Annotated in this window: 19 protein-coding genes; 11 read left to right on the plus strand and 8 right to left on the minus strand. The window is 73.4% G+C overall.

Annotation, left to right across the window (positions count from 1 at the left end; genetic code table 11):
- Positions 1–61: 61 nt before the first annotated feature.
- On the minus strand, positions 62–382 hold the full coding sequence (locus tag MA879_RS04415) for a hypothetical protein (protein WP_248123843.1): 321 nt from the start codon (positions 380–382) through the stop codon (positions 62–64).
- 192 nt (positions 383–574) lie between these two features.
- On the opposite strand from MA879_RS04415, the gene MA879_RS04420 reads away from it, so the two are divergent.
- The 6 genes from MA879_RS04420 (at position 575) to hutG (ending at position 5,066) form a co-directional block, all read left to right on the plus strand.
- Positions 575–1,117: a metallophosphoesterase family protein gene (locus tag MA879_RS04420; RefSeq protein ID WP_248123844.1), complete on the plus strand. Its 543-nt coding sequence runs from the start codon at positions 575–577 to the stop codon at positions 1,115–1,117.
- A 218-nt stretch (positions 1,118–1,335) separates the two neighbouring features.
- Positions 1,336–1,617: a hypothetical protein gene (locus MA879_RS04425; protein ID WP_248123845.1), complete on the plus strand. Its 282-nt coding sequence runs from the start codon at positions 1,336–1,338 to the stop codon at positions 1,615–1,617.
- Complete coding sequence (locus MA879_RS04430; protein WP_248123846.1) at positions 1,614–1,883, plus strand: hypothetical protein; 270 nt, start codon at positions 1,614–1,616, stop codon at positions 1,881–1,883. The genes MA879_RS04425 and MA879_RS04430 overlap by 4 nt, the downstream gene beginning before the upstream one ends.
- 172 nt (positions 1,884–2,055) lie before the next feature.
- Positions 2,056–3,426 (plus strand): O-acetylhomoserine aminocarboxypropyltransferase/cysteine synthase family protein, encoded by a 1,371-nt coding sequence (locus tag MA879_RS04435; protein WP_248123847.1) that lies wholly within the window; start codon positions 2,056–2,058, stop codon positions 3,424–3,426.
- Positions 3,427–3,429: 3 nt separating this feature from the next.
- On the plus strand, positions 3,430–3,945 hold the full coding sequence (locus MA879_RS04440; protein ID WP_002857647.1) for a CoA-binding protein: 516 nt from the start codon (positions 3,430–3,432) through the stop codon (positions 3,943–3,945).
- A gap of 74 nt (positions 3,946–4,019) precedes the next feature.
- Complete coding sequence (gene hutG, locus MA879_RS04445; RefSeq protein ID WP_248123848.1) at positions 4,020–5,066, plus strand: formimidoylglutamase; 1,047 nt, start codon at positions 4,020–4,022, stop codon at positions 5,064–5,066.
- A 40-nt stretch (positions 5,067–5,106) separates the two neighbouring features.
- On the opposite strand, the gene MA879_RS04450 is transcribed toward hutG, so the two are convergent.
- Positions 5,107–5,784: a GntR family transcriptional regulator gene (locus MA879_RS04450; protein WP_248123849.1), complete on the minus strand. Its 678-nt coding sequence runs from the start codon at positions 5,782–5,784 to the stop codon at positions 5,107–5,109.
- A 102-nt stretch (positions 5,785–5,886) separates the two neighbouring features.
- On the opposite strand from MA879_RS04450, the gene MA879_RS04455 reads away from it, so the two are divergent.
- Together MA879_RS04455 and MA879_RS04460 are read left to right on the plus strand one after the other, a co-directional pair.
- Positions 5,887–6,549, plus strand: coding sequence for a flavin reductase family protein (locus tag MA879_RS04455; RefSeq protein ID WP_248123851.1), 663 nt, complete (start codon positions 5,887–5,889; stop codon positions 6,547–6,549).
- A gap of 49 nt (positions 6,550–6,598) precedes the next feature.
- The gene (locus tag MA879_RS04460) at positions 6,599–7,837 is read left to right on the plus strand and encodes an MFS transporter (RefSeq protein WP_248123853.1); all 1,239 of its coding nucleotides are present in this window, start codon (positions 6,599–6,601) and stop codon (positions 7,835–7,837) included.
- Between the two features lie 105 nt (positions 7,838–7,942).
- Here the strand turns inward: MA879_RS04460 and hutH are convergent, their stop codons facing one another.
- The 4 genes from hutH to MA879_RS04480 all read right to left on the minus strand — a co-directional run bounded on the left by hutH (position 7,943) and on the right by MA879_RS04480 (position 14,058).
- Positions 7,943–9,556, minus strand: a complete 1,614-nt coding sequence (hutH, locus tag MA879_RS04465) for a histidine ammonia-lyase (protein ID WP_248123855.1) — start codon at positions 9,554–9,556, stop codon at positions 7,943–7,945.
- A gap of 56 nt (positions 9,557–9,612) precedes the next feature.
- Positions 9,613–10,818 carry an imidazolonepropionase gene (gene hutI / locus MA879_RS04470; RefSeq protein ID WP_248123857.1) on the minus strand — a complete coding sequence of 402 codons (1,206 nt, stop codon included), beginning with the start codon at positions 10,816–10,818 and terminating at the stop codon, positions 9,613–9,615.
- A 56-nt stretch (positions 10,819–10,874) separates the two neighbouring features.
- Entirely contained in the window at positions 10,875–12,257 is a 1,383-nt protein-coding gene (locus tag MA879_RS04475) for a YjiH family protein (protein ID WP_248123860.1), read from the minus strand.
- A 103-nt stretch (positions 12,258–12,360) separates the two neighbouring features.
- Positions 12,361–14,058 (minus strand): urocanate hydratase, encoded by a 1,698-nt coding sequence (locus MA879_RS04480; RefSeq protein ID WP_248123966.1) that lies wholly within the window; start codon positions 14,056–14,058, stop codon positions 12,361–12,363.
- A 150-nt stretch (positions 14,059–14,208) separates the two neighbouring features.
- On the opposite strand from MA879_RS04480, the gene MA879_RS04485 reads away from it, so the two are divergent.
- The gene (locus MA879_RS04485) at positions 14,209–14,865 is read left to right on the plus strand and encodes an IclR family transcriptional regulator (RefSeq protein WP_248123868.1); all 657 of its coding nucleotides are present in this window, start codon (positions 14,209–14,211) and stop codon (positions 14,863–14,865) included.
- 110 nt (positions 14,866–14,975) lie between these two features.
- On the opposite strand, the gene MA879_RS04490 is transcribed toward MA879_RS04485, so the two are convergent.
- Positions 14,976–15,617 (minus strand): hypothetical protein, encoded by a 642-nt coding sequence (locus MA879_RS04490; protein WP_248123870.1) that lies wholly within the window; start codon positions 15,615–15,617, stop codon positions 14,976–14,978.
- Positions 15,618–15,766: 149 nt separating this feature from the next.
- Positions 15,767–16,606, minus strand: a complete 840-nt coding sequence (locus MA879_RS04495) for a carbon-nitrogen hydrolase family protein (RefSeq protein WP_248123871.1) — start codon at positions 16,604–16,606, stop codon at positions 15,767–15,769.
- 185 nt (positions 16,607–16,791) lie between these two features.
- Between MA879_RS04495 and MA879_RS04500 the strand changes: the two genes are divergently transcribed.
- Together MA879_RS04500 and MA879_RS04505 are read left to right on the plus strand one after the other, a co-directional pair.
- Positions 16,792–19,017, plus strand: a complete 2,226-nt coding sequence (locus MA879_RS04500; protein ID WP_248123872.1) for a catalase — start codon at positions 16,792–16,794, stop codon at positions 19,015–19,017.
- A gap of 122 nt (positions 19,018–19,139) precedes the next feature.
- Positions 19,140–19,649 (plus strand): hypothetical protein, encoded by a 510-nt coding sequence (locus tag MA879_RS04505; protein WP_248123873.1) that lies wholly within the window; start codon positions 19,140–19,142, stop codon positions 19,647–19,649.
- Positions 19,650–19,726 lie beyond the last annotated feature (77 nt).

Raw genomic sequence — 19,726 nt, forward strand, 5'->3', positions numbered from 1 at the left:
TCCACCCTAGGGGTGCGTGTCTGGGCCCACCCTCGCAGGGCGGGACCTCCGGGCGGCTCGGTCACGTGGGACCCGCCAGGGCGAGGACCGCGTAGACCAGCATCGGGGAGGCGAGGGCCACGCCGGCCACCGCGGTCCACCGCCAGGCGACACGAGCCGAGGACGTCAGGAAGGTCCGCACGGTCGCCACCACCGCCGCGGCCAGGCCGAGCAGGGCCACCACCACGATGCGTGATTCGATCCGTGCCACCGCGTCCTCCGTGCCCCAGGGAGCGGAGAGGCCCTGGACGAAGGTGAGGGCGAGGAGCAAGAAGCACACCAGCACCGCCGAGGGCGGGCCCAGCAGCACCCAAGCCGCTACCGCCGTGATGCGGGCCGTCACCAGGGAGCGTGGGGTCGGCTCACGCGGCGGGGCCCACGCACCACCCGCAACCGGCGGGGTCGGTGGCGACGGCGACCCGTCACCGCGCCCCGGCGTCCCCCCGCCCGTCCCCGTTCCGGGGTCGTGTCCGGATCCTGTGTCCATGATGGCTCCGCCCCTTCCGCCCCGGCTCCAGGCTGTCAGGATGTCAGGATGCGCGCAGAATTCTCCACAGGCACCCGTCTGCTCCTCATCGCGGACACCCACATCCCGAAGAAGGCTCGCGCCATGCCCGCCGCCGTGTGGGAGGAGGCGGCGCGGGCCGACGTCGTGTTCCACGCCGGCGACTGGGTGGACGAGGCCGTCCTGGACGCGCTCGAGGCGCGGGCGCGCCGCGTGGTGGGGGTGTGGGGCAACAACGACGGCCCGGCCCTGCGCGCACGGCTGCCCGAGGTCGCCCGATTGGAGGTGGAGGGCGTGCGGATCGCGATGGTCCACGAGACCGGCTCGGCCGCCGGCCGCGAGATGCGGATGGCGGCGGCGTTCCCGGACGCGGACGTCCTCGTGTTCGGCCACAGCCACATCCCGTGGGACACCGTGGCCGGCCCGGAGACCGCGAACCCGGGCCTGCGCCTGCTCAACCCCGGCTCCTGCACGGACCGCCGGCGGCAGCCCGAGTGCACCCTCATGCGGGCGACGGTCGCGGACGGACGCGTGGCCGCGGTGGAGCTGGTCCCCGTGGACCGCACGCCCTGACACCCCGCCCCGACCTCTCGCCCACACGGCCTGCCCCCACAGCCGTGCCACGCCATGGACCGGCCAGCGACGCGACGCGACGGTGTGGTTGACGCATCGCATGACATGTCTATGATGAGCGTGGGGCGCATCACATCCGCGTGACAGCTCCGCACTCCGACGCCTGAGACCCCGGGCCGCATGGTGCGGGGGGCGCGACGGCCGCGCTCCTTACCGCGATGTCAGCCTCCCCTGCCGCCGCGGCCCATGACCGCGACCTGTCGCCGTCGGCCGTCCCGCTCACCGCCACGGACGGCGGGGGCATCGGCTTCACGGACGCCTCCGACGGGTACGTGGACTACTCCCTCACCCTGCCCAAGGGCAGCTCCCTCGAGGCCCGCGCGGACGGGTCGCTGGACATCGTGGACGCCGCCCGCATCTCCGGGTTCCTCGGGGGCAACGTCTGGACGCTGCTCGGCTTCGGCTCGTGCGCCGAGCTCGTGATGGGGCTCCGCCGATGAACGCGCTCCTCCTCGCCCTCCTGGCCGTCGTCGCAGTCAGCACCTTCGTCCCCGCCTGGACGTTCACCGCCGCCCGCCGCCGCGGCGAGCAGCCCGTGCCCGTGAGCTCCGGCATCGCCGCCGTGGTGACGTTCGTGGCCGCCGTCGTCTACAGCATCCAGTCCGCCGACGGCGGCTGGGGCGTGCGCCTCGCGGGCGTCGGCGTGCTCGTCGTCGCCCTGCTCCTCGGGGCGTTGGCGGGCCGGCGCGGCCCCGCACACGCCTGACCCTTCCCACGCGCCCACGCCCCGCCCCCGGACCCCTGGGGGCGGGGCGTCCGTGCCTCCGGGGTGCGGCCGGCGCCGCGTGACGCTCTGCGACGTGCCCACCCTGCCTCCGGCACACCTCGCCCGGGACAATGGGACGGACTGTCCCGAAGCCTCCATCGAAAGGACCCCCGTGGCTGACCACGAGTTCGGCTTCCGCACCCAGGCGCTGCACGCGGGCGCCGTCCCGGACGCCGTCCACGGCTCCCGCGCGGTGCCGATCCACCAGACCAGCTCGTTCGTGTTCGAGTCCGCCGAGGACGCCGCCAACCTCTTCGCGCTGCAGAAGTACGGCAACATCTACTCGCGGATCGGCAACCCCACGGTCGCCGCCTTCGAGGAGCGCGTCGCCACGCTGGAGGGTGGCATCGGCGCCGTCGCGACGGCGTCCGGCATGGCCGCCGAGTTCGTCACCTTCGCGGCCCTCGCCGGGGCCGGCGACCACATCGTGGCGTCCTCCAAGCTGTACGGCGGCACGATCACCCAGCTGGACGTCTCCCTGCGCCGGTTCGGCGTCGAGACCACGTTCGTGGACTCCGCCGAGGCCGCGGACTTCGAGGCCGCCCTCCAGCCCAACACCAAGGCCGTCTACACGGAGATCGTCGCCAACCCCTCCGGTGACGTCGTGGACCTGCCCGGCCTGGCCGACGTCGCCCACCGGCACGGCGTGCCGCTCGTCGTGGACGCGACCCTCACCCCGCCCTACCTGATCCGGCCGATCGAGCACGGCGCGGACATCGTCATCCATTCGGCCACGAAGTTCCTCGGCGGGCAGGGCACCACGCTGGGCGGCGTCGTGGTGGAGTCCGGCCGTTTCCCGTGGGACAACGGCAAGTTCCCGTCGATGACCGAGCCCGTGCCCTCGTACGGCGGCGTCTCCTGGTGGGGCAACTTCGGCGAGTACGGCTTCCTCACCAAGCTCCGCTCGGAGCAGCTGCGCGACTTCGGCCCGTCGCTGGCCCCGCAGTCGGCGTTCCAACTGCTGCTCGGCGTCGAGACGCTGGCCCCGCGCATGGACGCCCACCTGGCGAATGCGCAGGCCGTGGCGCAGTGGCTGGACGAGGACCCGCGCGTCTCCTGGGTGCGCTACGCGGGGCTGCCCGACCACCCGCACCACGCCCGCGCGCAGCAGCTGCTGCCCCGGGGCGTCGGCTCGGTGTTCAGCTTCGGCGTGGCCCCGGCGGCCACGGACACCGACGACGGCGCCTCCGGTCCGGAGGCCGGGCGCGCGACGGCGTCGCGCTTCATCTCCGCGCTGCAGCTGGCCTCCCACCTGGCCAACATCGGCGACGCGAAGACGCTGGTGCTGCACCCCGCCACGACGACCCATCAGCAGCTCACCGCCGAGCAGCTCGTGGCCGCGGGCATCCCGGCGGACCTGATCCGCATCTCGGTGGGCATCGAGGACGTCGAGGACATCCTCTGGGACCTGGACCAGGCCCTGACCGAGGCCACCGGCCGCACCCGCGACGGCGCCGTCGTCCCTGCAGAGCAGGAGGCCTGAGCCATGAGCACCACCCACCCCGAGCGCACCTGGACCGGCCCCGGCGCCCCCGAGCGCCTGGCGATCCTGCGGCGCACCCGGTCGATCGCGATCGTCGGCGCCTCGGACAAGCCGGCCCGTGCGTCGTACTTCGTGGCCACGTACCTGCTGAGCTCGACCACGTACGACGTCTACTTCGTGAATCCCGTGCTCGCCGCGGCCGGCAAGGAGATCCTCGGCCACCGCGTGTACGCCTCGCTCGACGACCTGCCCGTCACCCCGGACCTCGTGGAGGTGTTCCGCAAGTCCTCCGACGCTCCCGAGGTGGTGGCGGACGCCGCCCGCGTGGGCGCCCGGACCGTGTGGCTGCAGCTGGGCATCTGGAACGAGGACGCCGCGCGTCAGGCCGAGGCCGCGGGCCTGGAGATCGTGATGGACCGCTGCGTGAAGATCGAGCACGCCCGCTTCCATGGCGGGCTCAACCTCGCCGGCTTCGTCACCGGCGTGATCAGCTCGCGGCGCCAGGAACTGGACCGCTAGGCGGACGACGCCCCGTGTCGGGCGTCGTCCGGCCCTCGTTGCGCACCCGCCCGTCGATGGCGTGGGATGGTCCCATGACCTCCGAGCTCCCCTCCTCGTCCCTCTCCCCCGCCTGGACCGGCCGCACCGACGGCGACACCCCCGAGCACCTGCGCTGGCACCAGGTCGTCCGCCCCGCCGACGGGCGCGGCGATCCCACGACGACGCACCGCGACCCCGGTGCCGGTGCTCCGACGTCGGGCGCGCGGTCCACGGCGCTCATCGGCTTCGCCTCGGACGAGGGCGTGCGCCGGAACCACGGCCGCGTGGGCGCTGAGGACGGCCCGGAGGCGCTGCGCGGTGCGCTCGCCTCGCTCGCGTACCTCGAGGGCACGGGCGCGCTCGTGGACGCGGGCGACGTGTCCGTGGACCGCGGCGACGACGACGCCCCGGGCGAGCTCGAGGCGGGCCAGGCCGAGCTGGGCACGGTGGTCAGCGGGCTGCTGAACGCCCACGACCTGGCCGTGGTGCTCGGCGGCGGACACGAGACCGCCTACGCCTCGATCACGGGCCTGACCGGCTCCACGCGCGTGGGTGCGGGCACCCGCGTGGGCATCCTCAACCTGGACGCGCACTTCGACCTGCGCGAGGCGCCGCGGCCCAGCTCCGGCACCCCGTTCCTGCAGGCACTGCGGGACGCCGAGGGGGCGGAGCATCAGCTCTCCTACGCGGTGGTGGGCATCAGCGAGGCCAACAACACCCGGGCCCTGTTCGACACCGCGCGCGAACGCGGGGTCACGTGGGTGACCGACGAGCAGGCCCAGACCGCCGACGTCACCGGCGTCCGCCGCTGGGTGCGCTCGTTCATCAACGCGGTGGACGTGCTCTACCTGACGATCGACCTGGATGTGCTGCCGGCTGCCGTCGCCCCGGGGGTGAGCGCACCGGCCGGCTTCGGCGTGCCGTACGAGGTGATCCACGCGTGCGCGCTGGAGGCCACCCAGTCCGGGAAGCTGGCCCTGGCCGACGTCGTGGAGCTCAACCCCGCCCTGGACGTGGACGGTCGCACGGCGAAGGCCGCGGCCCGCCTGATCCACACGATCGTCAGCCGTCACCGGACGGACGCGTCGCTGCTGGCCTGAGCGGGCCGGGGGTCCATGCAGGCGCGGCGGGCCGCGCGCGTCAGCGTCCCTCCGCCCACGGGGCCGGGGGCTCGGCGCTGCCGTGGGCCGCGCGTCGGGCGGCGTAGTCCAGCGCCGAGCCTGCCAGGAAGTCGTGCAGGGCCAGCACCCCGGCCCGGGCTCCTGCCGCGTCCCTCCGGGTCACCGCCTCCAGCGCCGGGACGTAGAATGCCCGGCCGCGTTCGACCTCGTCGGGCAGGCCCTTCGTGGTGGCCAGCCAGAACCGCCGGCAGAGCCCCTGGAGCGGGACCAGGGAATCGGCGAGATAGCGGTTGTTCGCGATCGTGCGCAGGAGTTCGTGCGAGCGCCCGACGGCGGCGACGTACGCGGCCAGGTCCTCCACCGTGCGCAGGTGCCGCACGTGGGCCGCAACGGCGGCCAGCTGCTCCTCGTCCGCCCGCGCGCAGGCCAGTCCCACGGCCAGCGCCTCGAGCGACCGCCGCACCTCCAGCCTCTCCAGCTGGTCGTCCACGGAGATCGCGGGGACCTGCAGGCCACGCCCCCCACCGACCAGGAGCCAGTGGTCGCGGATGAGGCGCTGCACGGCCTCGCGCAGGGGTGTGCGCCCCGTCTCGGCGGCGTCGATGAGGGCCGCCTCGCTGAGGATGGCGCCCGGTGGCAGCTCCCCGGTCTCGATCTTCTGCGTCAGGCGGGCGTAGGCCTCCTCCGACTTGTTCATGGGCCCAGCCTAGGCAGTCATCTGCCCACCACTGCTTGATATATCCGGAATATGCAGCGTAACGTGGCTCACACCCTGTTACCGGCATCACATGGAGGACTCATGAAGTACCGCCCGCAGCACGAGGCCAACCCCCTGCCCTTCTCCCCCTTCAAGAGCTCCACCGTGCCGCGGCCCATCGGCTGGCTGTCCTCCGTGAGCACGGACGGCCGGGAGAACATCGCCCCCTACAGCCAGTGGCAGAACCTCACCTTCGACCCGCCCATGGTGATGTTCTCCGCGAACCAGTACCCGGACGGACGCCGCAAGGACACCGTCCTCAACGCGGAGCAGACCGGCTGGTTCGTGTGGAACATGGCCACCTACGACCTGCGCGAGGCCGTCAACGTCTCCGCCATGGCCCTGGAGCCGGGCGAGAGCGAGTGGGACCGCATCGCCGAGCACGGCGTCACCAAGGTCTACGCGGACAACCACCCCATCCCGATGGTCGCCGAGTCCCCCGTGCACTTCGAGTGCCGCTACCACTCGACGCACCGCATCAAGGGCGACTCGAACGTCGGCACCATCGACGTGGTCTTCGCCCATGTGGACACCATCCACATCGACGACGACGTCATCACCGCCGACGGCCGCATCGACATCCCGCGCATCCAGCCGATCGCCCGCCTGGGCTACTTCGACTACACCGTGGTGCGGGAGACCTTCGAGATGCGGGTGCCCGGCGCCGACGGCGATGCCCAGGCCGGTCTCGAGGGACGGGCATGAGCACCGCGGCCACCGGCGCGGCCCGGCCCGCCCCCGGAGCCTGAAGGACATGCTGGCCGTGAACTTCGGCAACGCGCTGGAGTGGTACGACTGGAACGTCTACACGATCTTCGCCCCGGTCTTCGCGGCGCAGATCTTCCACGCGGACAACCCCACCTCCGGGCTGCTCGCCACCCTGGCCGTCTTCGCGGTGGGCTTCGTGGCCCGCCCCATCGGCGGCTACGTGTTCGGCGCCTACGCGGACCGGGTGGGCCGCAAGCGCAGCCTCTTCGCGGCGATGATGATCACCGCGCTCGGCAGCCTGATCATCGCGTTCACCCCCACCTACGGCACGGTGGGCGTCCTCGCCTCGGTGATCCTCGTCATCGCCCGCCTGCTGCAGGGCCTCGCGCACGGAGGCGAGATGGGCACCTCCGTGACCTACCTCGTGGAGCGCGCGCCGCAGGGCCGGCGCGGGCTGTTCGGGGCGACGTCGTGGGTGTCCGTGGTGGTGGGCACGATCCTGGCGACGCTCGTGGGCCTGGCCGTCAACACGCTGCTCTCCCCCGAGCAGGTGGCGTCCTGGGGCTGGCGCGTGGCGTTCGGCATCGGCGGCGTCCTCGGCCTCTACGCGCTGTACCTGCGACGGAGCCTGACGGAGTCGGAGCACTTCACGGCGGCGCAGCAGGTGGTGCCCACCGCCGACGACGCTCCCCGCCGGGAGCCGGGTGCGGTGTGGCGCGGCCTGCTGACGATCTTCCTGGTCTCCGCGGGCGGCTCTCTGATGTTCTACACGTGGCTGATCTACCTGCCCACGCACGCGCAGGTGGCCCATCACATGGACAAGTCCACCACCCTCTCGGCCTCGCTCGTGGCCCAGGTGATCTTCCTGGTCGCCATCCTCGGGGCGGGCCTGCTCGGTGATCGGGTCGGCCGCCGTCCGCTGGTCATCGCCTTCGGCCTGCTCTTCGTGGTGCTGCCGTTCCCGCTCTTCGGCATGCTGGACGGCACCTTCGCCTCGTTCCTGCTCGTGCAGACCATCGCCCTGCTGGCCGTGGCGCTGCTGTTCGGCGTCAACGGCGCCGTCTGGTCCGAGGTGCTGCCCACGGCGGTGCGCGCCAAGGGCGTGGCCACCATGCTCTCGCTGGCCACCGCGATCTTCGGCGGCACGGCGCCGTACCTGATCACGTGGCTGACGGCGCAGGGGTGGACCAGCGCGTTCCCGATCTACCTCATGGTGGTCGGCGGCCTCACCGGCCTGACCGGCCTGGTCATGAAGGAGACGAAGGACGTGGACCTGGCAGCCTGAGCCGGCAGGGCCGCCCACACACACAGAGTGGTCACGACACGCCGTCTCGTGCAGACGCTCGCGGCATGTCGTGACCACTCTGTGGCCTCTGACCGCTCTGCGGCGTCAGTGCCCCTCGGCCTCGGCGCCCTCGGACTCCTCGGCCAGGTCCTGCGGCTCGGCGTCGGCGGACGCACCCGCGAGCGCCTCCGCCACGGCGGCCAGCACGGACCCGTCGCGCAGGGCCTGCTCGGCGGCGGCCAGCTGCGGGGCCATGTACTGGTCCGGGCCGGGGCCGGGGACGCCGGCCTCGCGGATCACGCAGACGGCGGCACCCGTCGCGGCGGAGGGCTGCAGCGGCGCGCGCAGCTCGATCGCCCGGGCGGCGGCCACGAGCTCGACGGCGAGCACGCGGCGGAAGTTCTCCACGGCCGAGCGCAGCTTGCGGGCGGCGTGCCAGCCCATGGACACGTGGTCCTCCTGCATGGCGGAGGACGGGATGGAGTCCACGGAGGCGGGCACGGCCAGGCGCTTCATGTCCGAGACGAGCCCGGCCTGCGTGTACTGGGCGATCATCATGCCGGAGTCCACGCCGGGATCGTCCACGAGGAACGCGGGCAGGCCGTGGGAGCGGGCCGGGTCCAGCATGCGGTCGGTGCGACGCTCGGACATGCTGGCGACGTCGGCCACCGGGATGGCCAGGAAGTCCAGCACGTACGCCACGGGCGCCCCGTGGAAGTTGCCGTTGGAGGACACGCGGCCGTCGTCGAGCACCACCGGGTTGTCCACGGTGGCGGCGAGCTCGCGCTCGGCCACGGTGGTCACATAGGCCAGGGTGTCGCGCAGGCCGCCGGCCACCTGCGGGGCGCAGCGCAGCGAGTAGGCGTCCTGCACGCGGGAGTCGCCCTCCTTGTGGCTGGCCACGATCGGCGAGCCCGCCAGGATCTTCAGCATCCGGTCGGCGGAGGTCGCCTGGCCCGGGTGGGGGCGCAGCGGCAGGTGCAGCTCCGGCACGAACACGCGGTCGGTGCCGAGCAGCGCCTCCACGGACATCGCGGCGGTGAGGTCCACGGTGTCGGCGAGCTCCTCGAGGTCGGCCAGCGCCATGATCAGCATGCCGAGCATGCCCTCGGTGCCGTTGACGAGGGCCAGGCCCTCCTTCTCCCGCAGCTCGACCGGCTCGATCCCGGCCTCGGCGAGCGCCTCGCCGGCCGGACGCAGCGCGCCGTCCGTCCCGACGACGTCGCCCTCGCCCATCAGCGCCAGGGCCACGTGGGAGAGCGGGGCGAGGTCGCCGGAGCAGCCCAGGGAGCCGAACTCGCGCACGGCCGGGGTGACGCCGGCGTTGAGCATGGCCACGAAGGTCTCCACGACCACGGGGCGCACGCCGGTGCGGCCGGAGGCCAGCGTGGTGGCCCGCAGGAACATCAGGGCGCGGATGACCTCGCGCTCCACCACGGGGCCCATGCCGGCGGCGTGGGAGCGGATGAGGGACTTCTGCAGCTGCGCGCGGGACTCGAGCGGGATGTGCTTGTCCGCGAGCGCGCCGAAGCCGGTGGAGACGCCGTAGGTGGGCACCTCGCCGGCGGCGAGGTCCTCGACGTGACGGCGGACGGCCGCGACGGCGTCGATCGCCTCCTGGGTCAGCTCGACGCGCGCGCCGTGGCGGGCGACGGCGACGACGTCGGCCAGGGTGGCGCCCGAGGGGCCGAGGGTGACGGTGGCGGGGGTGGTGGACATGCGGTGTTCCTTCTTCCGGTGGTCGGGAGGGCGGGGCGCGCTGCGGAGCGGACGCGTCAGACGACGCGCTCGCCGGCCCGCCACACGGCGTGGGTGAGGGGCATGCCGGGCCGGTAGGCCAGGTGGATCGCGGCGGGGGCGTCCAGCACGTGCAGGTCGGCGCGCTTGCCGACCTCGATCGAGCCGACCTCGTCCTGCCTCCGCAGGGCGATCGCCGAGCCCATCGTGGCCGCACGCACGGCCTCCGCCAGCGTCAGGTGCATCTGCAGGACGGCGATGGCCACGTTGAAGGCCTGCGAGGTGGTGTAGCTGGTGCCCGGGTTGCAGTTGGAGGCCAGGGCGACCTCCACCCCGGCGTCCAGCAGACGCCGGGCCGGGGCCAGGGGGGCCCGGGTGGACAGGTCGCAGGCCGGCAGGCATCCGGCGACGACGCCCGGCGTCCCGGCCGCCGTCCTCCGGTCCCAGCCGGCCCACGTGCCGGCGAGGGCGTCGACGTCGTCGTCCGTGAGGAAGTTGACGTGGTCCACGGAGGCGGCGCCGAACTCGACGGCCAGGGACACCCCGGGGCCAGCCTCCAGCTGGTTGCCGTGCAGGCGCACGCCGAGCCCGGTGTCCCGGCCGGCGGCCAGCACCCGACGGGTCTGCTCGGCGTCGAAGGCGCCGCGGTCGCAGAACACGTCGATCCAGTCGGCGTCGGCCGCCACGGCCCGCAGCATGGGCCCCACGACGTCGTCGAGGTAGTCCTCCGCCTCCCGTCCCGGGGGCACCAGGTGCGCCCCGAGGAAGGTGACGGCGTCGATCTCGCCGGCGTCCCGCAGCCCGGCCAGCAGGCGGGCGTGGCGGGTCTCCTCCTCGACGGAGAGCCCGTAGCCGGTCTTCGTCTCGATCGTGGTGGTGCCCCCGGCCACGGCGTCGGCCACCCGGCCGCGCACGAGCTCGCGCAGGCGCTCGTCCGAGGCCGAGCGCGTGGCCTCCATGGTCACCCCGATGCCGCCGGCGGCGTAGGACTCCCCGGCCATCCGGGCCTCGAACTCGGCAGAGCGGTCGCCGTCGAACACCAGGTGGGTGTGGGAGTCCACCCAGCCCGGCAGCGCGGCCCGGCCCTCAGCGTCGGTCACCGTGTCCGCGGACGGCGCCTCGGCGGCGGCGCCGATCCAGGCGATCCGCCCGTCCTCGACGACGACGGCCGCGTCCGTCAGCACGCGCGCCTCGGCGTCCACGCAGGTCAGCTCGCCGATGTTCGTGATGAGCTCGGAGGTCATGCGGTCCTTTCGAGATGGGGGTCGGGCCGGGGCCCGGGTCGGGCGAGGCGCGCGGGTCAGCCGGCGACGGCAGCGACCAGGTGGGCCAACGGGGTGGCGAGCAGGATCGTGAGGATCACGCGCTCGACCCAGATGACCAGCAGGTGCCAGAGCTTCACCGGGATGTCCGTGGCCAGGATGGCCGGGACGACCGCGGAGAAGAAAATGATGGCGGACACGCAGACCACGCCGATCACGAAGCGGGCGACGAAGTCCGGGTGGTCGGCGACCATCGTGGCCGGGATGAACATCTCCGCCACGGAGGTGGCCGCGGCCGAGGACAGCAGCGCCGGGTCGGAGAAGCCCAGGGCCCAGAAGAACGGGCGGAAGATCATGCCGACCCACGCGAACACCGGGGTGTAGGTGGCCAGCACCAGCGCGATCAGGCCCACGGACATGATGGACGGCAGGATCTGCATGACCATCACCAGGCCGTCGCGGAAGTTGATCCACATGTTCCGGGGCAGCGAGGGCGCCTCGGCCAAGGTCTGCTCGGCCGCGCGCTTGGCCACCTGGAAGCGGTTCCGGGTGACGGCCTGCTCGGGGTGGTGCACCACGCCGGGGGCCACCTCGTCCGGGATCCGGGACAGCGGCGGGATGCGCACGGTGATGGCGGTGACGAGGAACGTCACCACGAGGGTGCCGGAGAAGTACCAGAGCCACACGTCCATCAGGCCCAGCGTCTTGGCGACGATGACCATGAACGTGGCCGAGACCGTGGAGAAGCCCGCCGCGATGATCGCCGCCTCGCGGGCGGTGTACCGACCGCCGGTGTACATGCGGTTGGTCAGCAGCAGGCCCAGGGCGTAGCTGCCCACGAAGGAGGCGACGGCGTCGACGGCGGCCCGGCCCGGGACCTTCCAGATCGGACGCATGGCCGGGCGCAGGTACACGCCCACGAACTCCATGAGCCCGTAGCCGATCACCAGGGCCAGGAACACGCCGCCGATCGGGACGATCAGCCCCACGGGGACGACGAGCTTGTCGAGGAGGAAGGGGCCGATGTTCTTGTCCAGCAGCCAGAAGGGGCCGACCCCGGCCATCACCATCACGGCCGCCACCAGGCCGAGGACGGCCAGGAGGGCGAAGACCATGCGCGTGGCGTCCTTCCGCCAGCGCCCGGTGACGAACGGGTGCACCGCGCCGGCGGCGATGATCGCCAGGCCGACCCAGCGGCCGAACGGGCCGAGCAGCCCGCGGACCCAGGTGACCAGGTGGTCCAGCGGGATCGTGGAGACCCCGTTGACCGTGATCGGGACGAAGAACATGAACACGCCGATCGCCGAGTAGACGAGCATGCGCCAGCGGGCCGACGGCCGTGGGGCGTCGGCGTCGATGGCCGCCATCGCCGTCGTGTCGGTGTGCAGCTGCCCGTGGGGGTCCTGCGGAGCCTGGCTCATACGGGTGTCCTTTCGACCCGGCCCCGGCGGGTCGGGGCCCGCCGGGGCGTGAAGGGGAGGGCGGACGACGGCGGCGCGCGCCGCCGTCGTCCGCGTCAGGGGATCAGTCGCGGACCTTCGGCTCCATCGGGATCCGGACGCCGCGCTCCTCGGCGACCTCGACGGCCCGCGAGTAGCCTGCGTCGACGTGGCGGATCACGCCCATGGCCGGGTCGTTGGTGAGCAGGGCCTCGAGCTTGGCGGCGGCCAGCTCGGTGCCGTCGGCGAGGCCCACCTGGCCGGCGTGGATGGAGCGGCCGATGCCCACGCCGCCGCCGTGGTGGATGGAGACCCACGTGGCGCCGGAGGAGGTGGCGGTCAGGGCGTTCAGCAGCGGCCAGTCGGCGATCGCGTCGGAGCCGTCCAGCATGGACTCGGTCTCACGGTACGGGGAGGCCACGGAGCCGGAGTCCAGGTGGTCGCGGCCGATCGCGATCGGCGCCGTGACCTTGCCCTCGGCGACGAGCCTGTTGAAGAGCAGGCCGGCCTTGTGGCGCTCGTTGTAGCCCAGCCAGCAGATGCGGGCCGGCAGGCCCTCGAACTCCACGAACTCGGCGGCGCCGTCGAGCCAGCGGTGCAGGTGCTCGTTCTCGGGGAACAGCTCCTTGAGCGCCTCGTCGGTGACCTTGATGTCCTCCGGGTCGCCGGAGAGGGCGACCCAGCGGAACGGGCCGAGGCCCTCGCAGAACAGCGGGCGGATGTACGCCGGGACGAAGCCGGGGAACTCGAAGGCGCGGGAGTAGCCGGCCTTGCGGGCCTCGTCGCGGATGGAGTTGCCGTAGTCGAACACCTCGGCGCCGATGTCCTGGAAGCCGACCATGGCCTCGACCTGGCGGGCCATGGACTCCTGGGCCTTCTTGGTGAAGGTGTCCGGGTCGGCCTCGGCCTCGGCGTGCCACTCGGCCTCGCTGATCTCCAGCGGCAGGTAGGACAGCGGGTCGTGCGCGGAGGTCTGGTCGGTGACGATGTCGATCTCGACCTCGCCGCGCTGCTGACGCTCCAGCAGCTCCGGGAACACCTCGGCGGCGTTGCCCACGAGGCCCACGGAGACGGCCTCGCCGTCGCGCTTGGCCTGCATGACGCGCTCCACGGCCGTGTCGATGTCCGTCTCCACCTCGTGGAGGTAGCGCTTGCCCATGCGGCGGCGCAGGCGGTCCTCGGAGACGTCCACGATCAGGCAGACGCCGCCGTTGAGGGTCACGGCCAGGGGCTGGGCGCCGCCCATGCCGCCGCAGCCGCCGGTGAGGGTCAGGGTGCCCTTGAGCGTGCCGTCGTACTTCTTGCGGCCGATCGCGGCGAAGGTCTCGTAGGTGCCCTGCAGGATGCCCTGGGTGGCGATGTAGATCCACGAGCCGGCGGTCATCTGGCCGTACATCATGAGGCCCTCGGCCTCGAGCTTGCGGAAGAACTCCCAGTTGGCCCAGTCGCCCACGAGGTTGGAGTTGGCGATCAGCACGCGCGGGGCCCACGTGTTGGTGCGCACGACGCCGACGGGCTTGCCGGACTGCACCAGCAGCGTCTCGTCCTCCTCGAGGTCCTTGAGGGTCTCGACGATCGCGTCGAAGGCCTCCCACGAGCGGGCGGCGCGGCCGGTGCCGCCGTAGACCACGAGGTCCTCGGGACGCTCGGCGACCTCGGGGTCGAGGTTGTTCATGAGCATCCGCAGGGGCGCCTCGGTCTGCCACGACTTGGCGGAGATCTCGGTGCCGCGCGGGGCGCGGATGGTGCGGGACGGATCGTGCTGGGTGAAGCCCACGGCCATGGCGGTTCCTCTCGACGGGGTGCGTGCGCCGCCGGGACGGGTGGCCCCGGTGATTTCACGGCTCGGCATGCACTTTCCGAACATTGAAACAGTGACTCGGCTCACGCGCAAGCCCGATCCGCGTGTCCCGCACCCGTTACGCTCCCTGTCATGACCACCCCCACCGCCTCGACGCGCACCGTGGACCGGGCCCTGGACCTGCTCGCCGCCGTCACCGAGCAGCCCCGGCTGAGCCTGACCGAGGCCGCCCGCGCCACGGAGCTGCCGGCGTCCACGGCGCTGCGCCTGCTGCGCAGCCTCGAGGGCGCGGGCCTGGTGGCCCGGGACGACGACGGCCTGTTCCATCCCGGACCCAGCCTCATCCGCCTGGGTGCGCGCGCGTTCAGCCGGGCGCCGCTGGTGGACCTCTCCCGCGCCCCCATGCGGGAGGTGGTGGCCCGCACCGGCGAGTCCGTCTACCTGTCCGTGGCGGCCGGCCCGGACACGGCCGTCTACCTGGCCATCGAGGAGGGCACCCACTCCGTCCGGCACACCAACTGGGTCGGGCGCACCGTGCCGCTGACGGGCACCGCCGTGGGCGAGGCCCTCCGCGGGCACGTGGCCGCCGGGGCCTCGGTGCTGCGCACGGACACCGTGGAGTCGGACGTCACCGCCCTGTCCTCCCCCGTGGTGGTGCACGGCACGCCCGTGGGCGCGCTCAGCACGCTCGTGCCCACCTACCGGTGCACCGACGAGCTCGCCGCGCGCTGCGGCGAGGCGCTCGTGGCCGCCACGGCGGAGATCGCCCGCCGACTCGGGGAGGGCTGAGGGGCGCCTCCCCGCGGGGCCGTCTCAGGACGGCGGAAGGCCCCGACCGGATCGGTCGGGGCCTTCCTCTCGAGGACGGGCGGCGCGCCGGCGCCGGCCCGGTCACCCGGTCAGCGGCGCGCGGAGGTGATGCCCGCCCACAGGCCGCCGAGGAGACCGGCCAGCGGCAGGATCCAGAACACGTGCGCGCCCAGGGACAGGGCCACGGTGTTCGAGAAGACGAAGATGATGCCGACGGCGGCGAGGACGCCGCCGATCAGGCCGCCGATCGCGTAGCGCGCCGCGGAGCGGGCGGCGCCGCCCAGGAGCAGGACGATCAGGTAGCCCGCGGCGGCGGCGAGGGCGCCGCCCACCAGGCCGAAGAGCATGGACTGCAGCGAGGCCACCCAGCCGCGGCCGGTCTCCCCCATGGCCACGGCGTACTGGTCCGTGTCGATGTACACGTCGCGCACGGGGACCTCGCCCGCCTCCGGGAACAGGAGCAGGCGGCCGAGAACGAACGCCATGGTCAGCAGAGGGGCCAGGATCATGACGCGGTTGGCGAAGCCCCAGCCGTCCACCGGACGAGTCGGCTCCACGGCCTCCGCCGGCACCACGGCGCGGCGCACGGGACGCTGCGGCTCCTGGTGGCCGGAACGGGTCTGGACGGCGTGGGCGCCGCGCGTGTCGGTGACGCGCAGGGCGGGGGCCTGCGCCGGGACGGCGCGGCGACCGGTCTGGGCGGCGTGGGCGCCGTGGGCCTCGGTGTTCATCTGGGTGCTCCCTCGGTTCCGCCCCGGGGCGGGGCGCGGTGCGTGGCGCCGGACGCCCGAGGCGCCCGTCGGTGATGGATCTGCCCCGATTCTAGGTGTCCGCGCCGGTGGGGCGGCAACGATGACCCGTCCCGCCCCCGGAGGGAGGGTCAGATGCCGGGGGCCGCGTCGTCGTCGTGCCGGTCGCAGGAGGTCCGCGGGACGTCGAACACGTCGGTGCGACGGTTGGCCAGCACGGGCAGGAACGCGCGGACCTCGTCGATGCGTTCATGGGTGACGTCCGCGGTGACGAGGGCCTCGGCTTCGTCCGTGAGCTCGGCGACGGTCAGCGCGAGGGGATCGATGACGGCCGAGTGCCCCACCGTGGCCTCCGAGCACGTGTCCGCCGCCGCCACCCACACGGTGTTCTCGACGGCGCGGGCGCGCAGCAGGGTCCGCCAGTGGTCCACCTTGTGCTCCCCGGCGAACCACGCCGCGGGGATCGCCAGCACCTCGGCGCCGGCGGCGGCCAGGGCGCGGGAGACCTCGGGGAAGCGCAGGTCGTAGCAGGTCTGCAGGCCCACGCGGACCCCGGCCACCTCCACCACGACGATGCCACGGTCCCCCGGCGTGATCAGGTCCGACTCGCGGTGGTCGAACGCGTCGTAGAGGTGCAGCTTGCGGTACGCGCCGATCACGGCGCCCTCGGCGTCCACGGCCACGAGCGTGTTGTACGGCCGGTCCCCCACCGCGGGCTCGTAGCCGCCGGCCACGATCGCCAGTCCGTGGTGCCGCGCCAGGCGTGCCAGGCCCTCGGTGAACGGCTCCCACGCCCCGGTGGCGGCGGCCGCGAAGCCCCCCTCGACCGCGCGGAAGGTGAACATCGTCTCCTCCGGGAGGACGAGCAGGTCCGCCCCCTCCCGGGCCGCGCGGGCGGCCAGCCGGCCGACGACGGCCAGGTTGTCCTCCACACGGCCGGCGGGCCCGAACTGTCCGACGCTGATCCTCATGCGCGCCAGCCTAGCCACCGTCTCGGGACAGACGCGGCTCTCCCCTGGTCAGACCGGCCCTCAGGCCCCAAGCTGGAGGGGTGCACCTCTGCAGGGGCGGCTCCGGGAGACGGACCCGTCCCGCGAGGCACCCCAGACCCGGGATACAACCGCCCCGGGCAGTCGAGACAGGAAGCAGTCACCCCATGAGCGCGAAGCAGCCCCCCATCCCCGGCACGCCGGGGCCGCAGACCCCCTCCCTCGAGGAGCCGACGCCGCAGACCGCGGGCGAGGCGCCCGTCGCCCCCGCCGCCCCGGACCAGTCCGGCCCGGCCACCGTGTCCCCCACGGGCCAGGCCACCGGCGCCGACCAGGCGGCCATGGCCCAGGGCTGCCCGTACCTGACCACGGCCCACGGCGTGCGCCTGGCGGACTCGGACCACTCCCTCAAGGCCGGCCGCCGCGGCCCGACCCTCCTGCAGGACCACCATCTGCGCGAGAAGATCAGCCATTTCGACCACGAGCGCATCCCGGAGCGCGTGGTCCACGCCCGCGGCGCCGGCGCCCACGGCGTGTTCCGCGGCTACGGCACCGCCGCCAAGATCACCCAGGCCGGCGTGTTCGCCAAGGACAAGGAGACCCCGGTCTTCGTGCGCTTCTCCACCGTGGCCGGCTCGCGCGGCTCGATGGACCTGGCCCGCGACACCCGCGGCTTCGCCACGAAGTTCTACACCGACGAGGGCACCTGGGACCTCGTGGGCAACAACATGCCGGTGTTCTTCGTGCAGGACGCGATCAAGTTCCCGGACGTCGTGCACTCCGTGAAGCCGCACCCGGACCGGGAGATCCCCCAGGCCCAGTCCGCGCACGACACGTTCTGGGACTTCGTCTCCCTGCACACCGAGGCCCAGCACCACACCATCTGGAACATGTCCGACCGCGGCATCCCGCGCTCGTACCGCACCATGGAGGGCTTCGGCGTCCACACCTACCGCTTCATCGCGGCGGACGGGACGACGTCGCTGGTCAAGTTCCACTGGAAGCCCGTCCTCGGGGTGCACTCGGTGACCTGGGAGGAGGCGCTGATCGCCAACGGCGCGGACCCGGACTTCCACCGCCGCGACCTCGCCGACGCCATCGAGGCCGGCGCGTTCCCCGAGTGGGAGCTCGGCGTCCAGGTGTTCGAGGACAACGAGGAGCAGATGTTCGAGGGCATCGACCTGCTCGACCCCACCAAGCTGGTCCCCGAGGAGCTCGCTTCCGTGCAGCCGATCGGCCGCATGACCCTGAACGCGAACCCCTCGAACTACTTCGCGGAGACCGAGCAGGTGGCCTTCAACCCGGCCAACCTGGTCCCGGGCATCGACGTCACCAACGACCCGCTGCTGCAGGGCCGCCTGTTCTCCTACCTGGACACCCAGCTCTCCCGCCTCGGCGGGCCGAACTGGACCCAGCTGCCCATCAACCGCCCGCACGCCGCGGTCAACGACATGCTGCGCGACGGCATGCACCAGACCGCCGTGCACCGCGGCGTGGCCCCGTACCGCCCGAACTCCCTGGACGGCGGCATGCCGTTCGAGACCCCGGCGGACGGACGCCCGTTCATCGACCACCCGCAGCCGATCGAGGCCTCGGCGGAGAAGGTGCGCGGCCACGCCGCCTCCTTCGACGACCACTTCTCCCAGGCCCGCCTGTTCTTCCTCTCCCTCTCCGAGGTGGAGCGCGAGCACGTGGCCCAGGCATACACGTTCGAGCTGGCCAAGTGCTACGAGGAGACCATCCGCGTGCGCCAGCTGCGCGCCCTCGCCGCGATCGACGCCCGCCTGGCGAAGACCGTGGCGGACGGCCTGGGCCTCGAGGTCCCGGAGCCGGCCGAGGCCCCCGCGGACGTGCAGCCCTCTCCGGCGCTGTCCCAGATCGGTCAGACCTGGCCGCTGGACGGCCGCCAGGTGGGCCTCGTGGTGGGCCCGCAGGTGGACGAGAAGGTGCTCGGCGACGCCGTGCAGGGCGTCCACGACGCCGGCATGGTGCCGCTCGTGATCGCCCCCAAGGGCGGCCCCGTGGCCGGAGAGGTCGTGGCGCAGCGCGCCTACCTCACCGCCGCCTCGGTCGAGCTGGACGCCGTGGTGGTGCTCGGCGCCACCCCGCCCGCGGCGGACGCCCAGCACGGCCTGGACGCCAAGGCCGCCGCCGACGCCCCGGACGCCGTGGACCCGCGCGTCGCCAAGCTGGTGCAGGAGGCCTGGCGCCACGCCAAGGCCGTCGTGGCCGTCGGCGAGGGCGCGACCGTGCTGGACGAGCTCGGCCTGACCGGCACCCCGGGCGTGCTCGCGGGGGACGGCGGCGCGGCCGCCGTCGCCCAGCTGAAGGAGCTCATGCCCGCGCACCGCGTGTGGGAGCGCTTCCCGACGACCGGCCGCCTGGCCGACTGACCCGGCTGCAGGACGAGGGGGCGGGGGCCGTGTGGTCCCCGCCCCCCGGCGTGTCGCGGGGACTTCCCTAGGGTGGCCCTCATCCGCGACCGCCCCGATCGCCATCACCCGAGGACACCACCATGAACGGCCCGCACCGCTCCCTCGCCTCCACCGCCCGTGGGCCGCGCCCGCTCACGACGGCGGCCCTCGCCGCCGCCGGCGTCCTCGCCCTGGCCGGGTGCTCACTGCTGGGCGGGGACGTGCCCCGCGTGACCCTCCAGGAGGCCGTGGGCGTCCGCTGGCTGAGCGCGGAGCGGCCGTGGGAGCAGCCCGAGGGGCAGTCCAGCGCGCTGGTCACCGGCCCCCTGGGCCTCACCGCTCAGGGGTGCCTCGCCGTGCTGCCGGACCCTCAGGTGGCGGCCAGTGATCGGCGGCCGACGCTGATCGCCCTGCCCGAGGCGTCCGTCGTGCTCGAGAACGGGCGGGTGGTCGCCGTGGACACCGGCGGCGGCCGGATCGTCAAGGCCGACGTCGCCACCGGCTTCACCGGCGGCATGGTCCCCTCCGCGGACCTCCCCCGGGACGTGCGGGACGCCGTCGCCTCCTGCGGGGTGCGCGACGAGGTCCTCGTCCCCGGCCCCCTCGGCTGACGTCCGGGGGCGCACGCCCGTACCCACGCACTGGTGAGGACACACCGTCACGGTGCCCTGAATCGGGCGGTTGAGGG

This window comes from Micrococcus lacusdianchii, from assembly GCF_023155805.1.
Lineage (GTDB): Bacteria > Actinomycetota > Actinomycetes > Actinomycetales > Micrococcaceae > Micrococcus > Micrococcus lacusdianchii.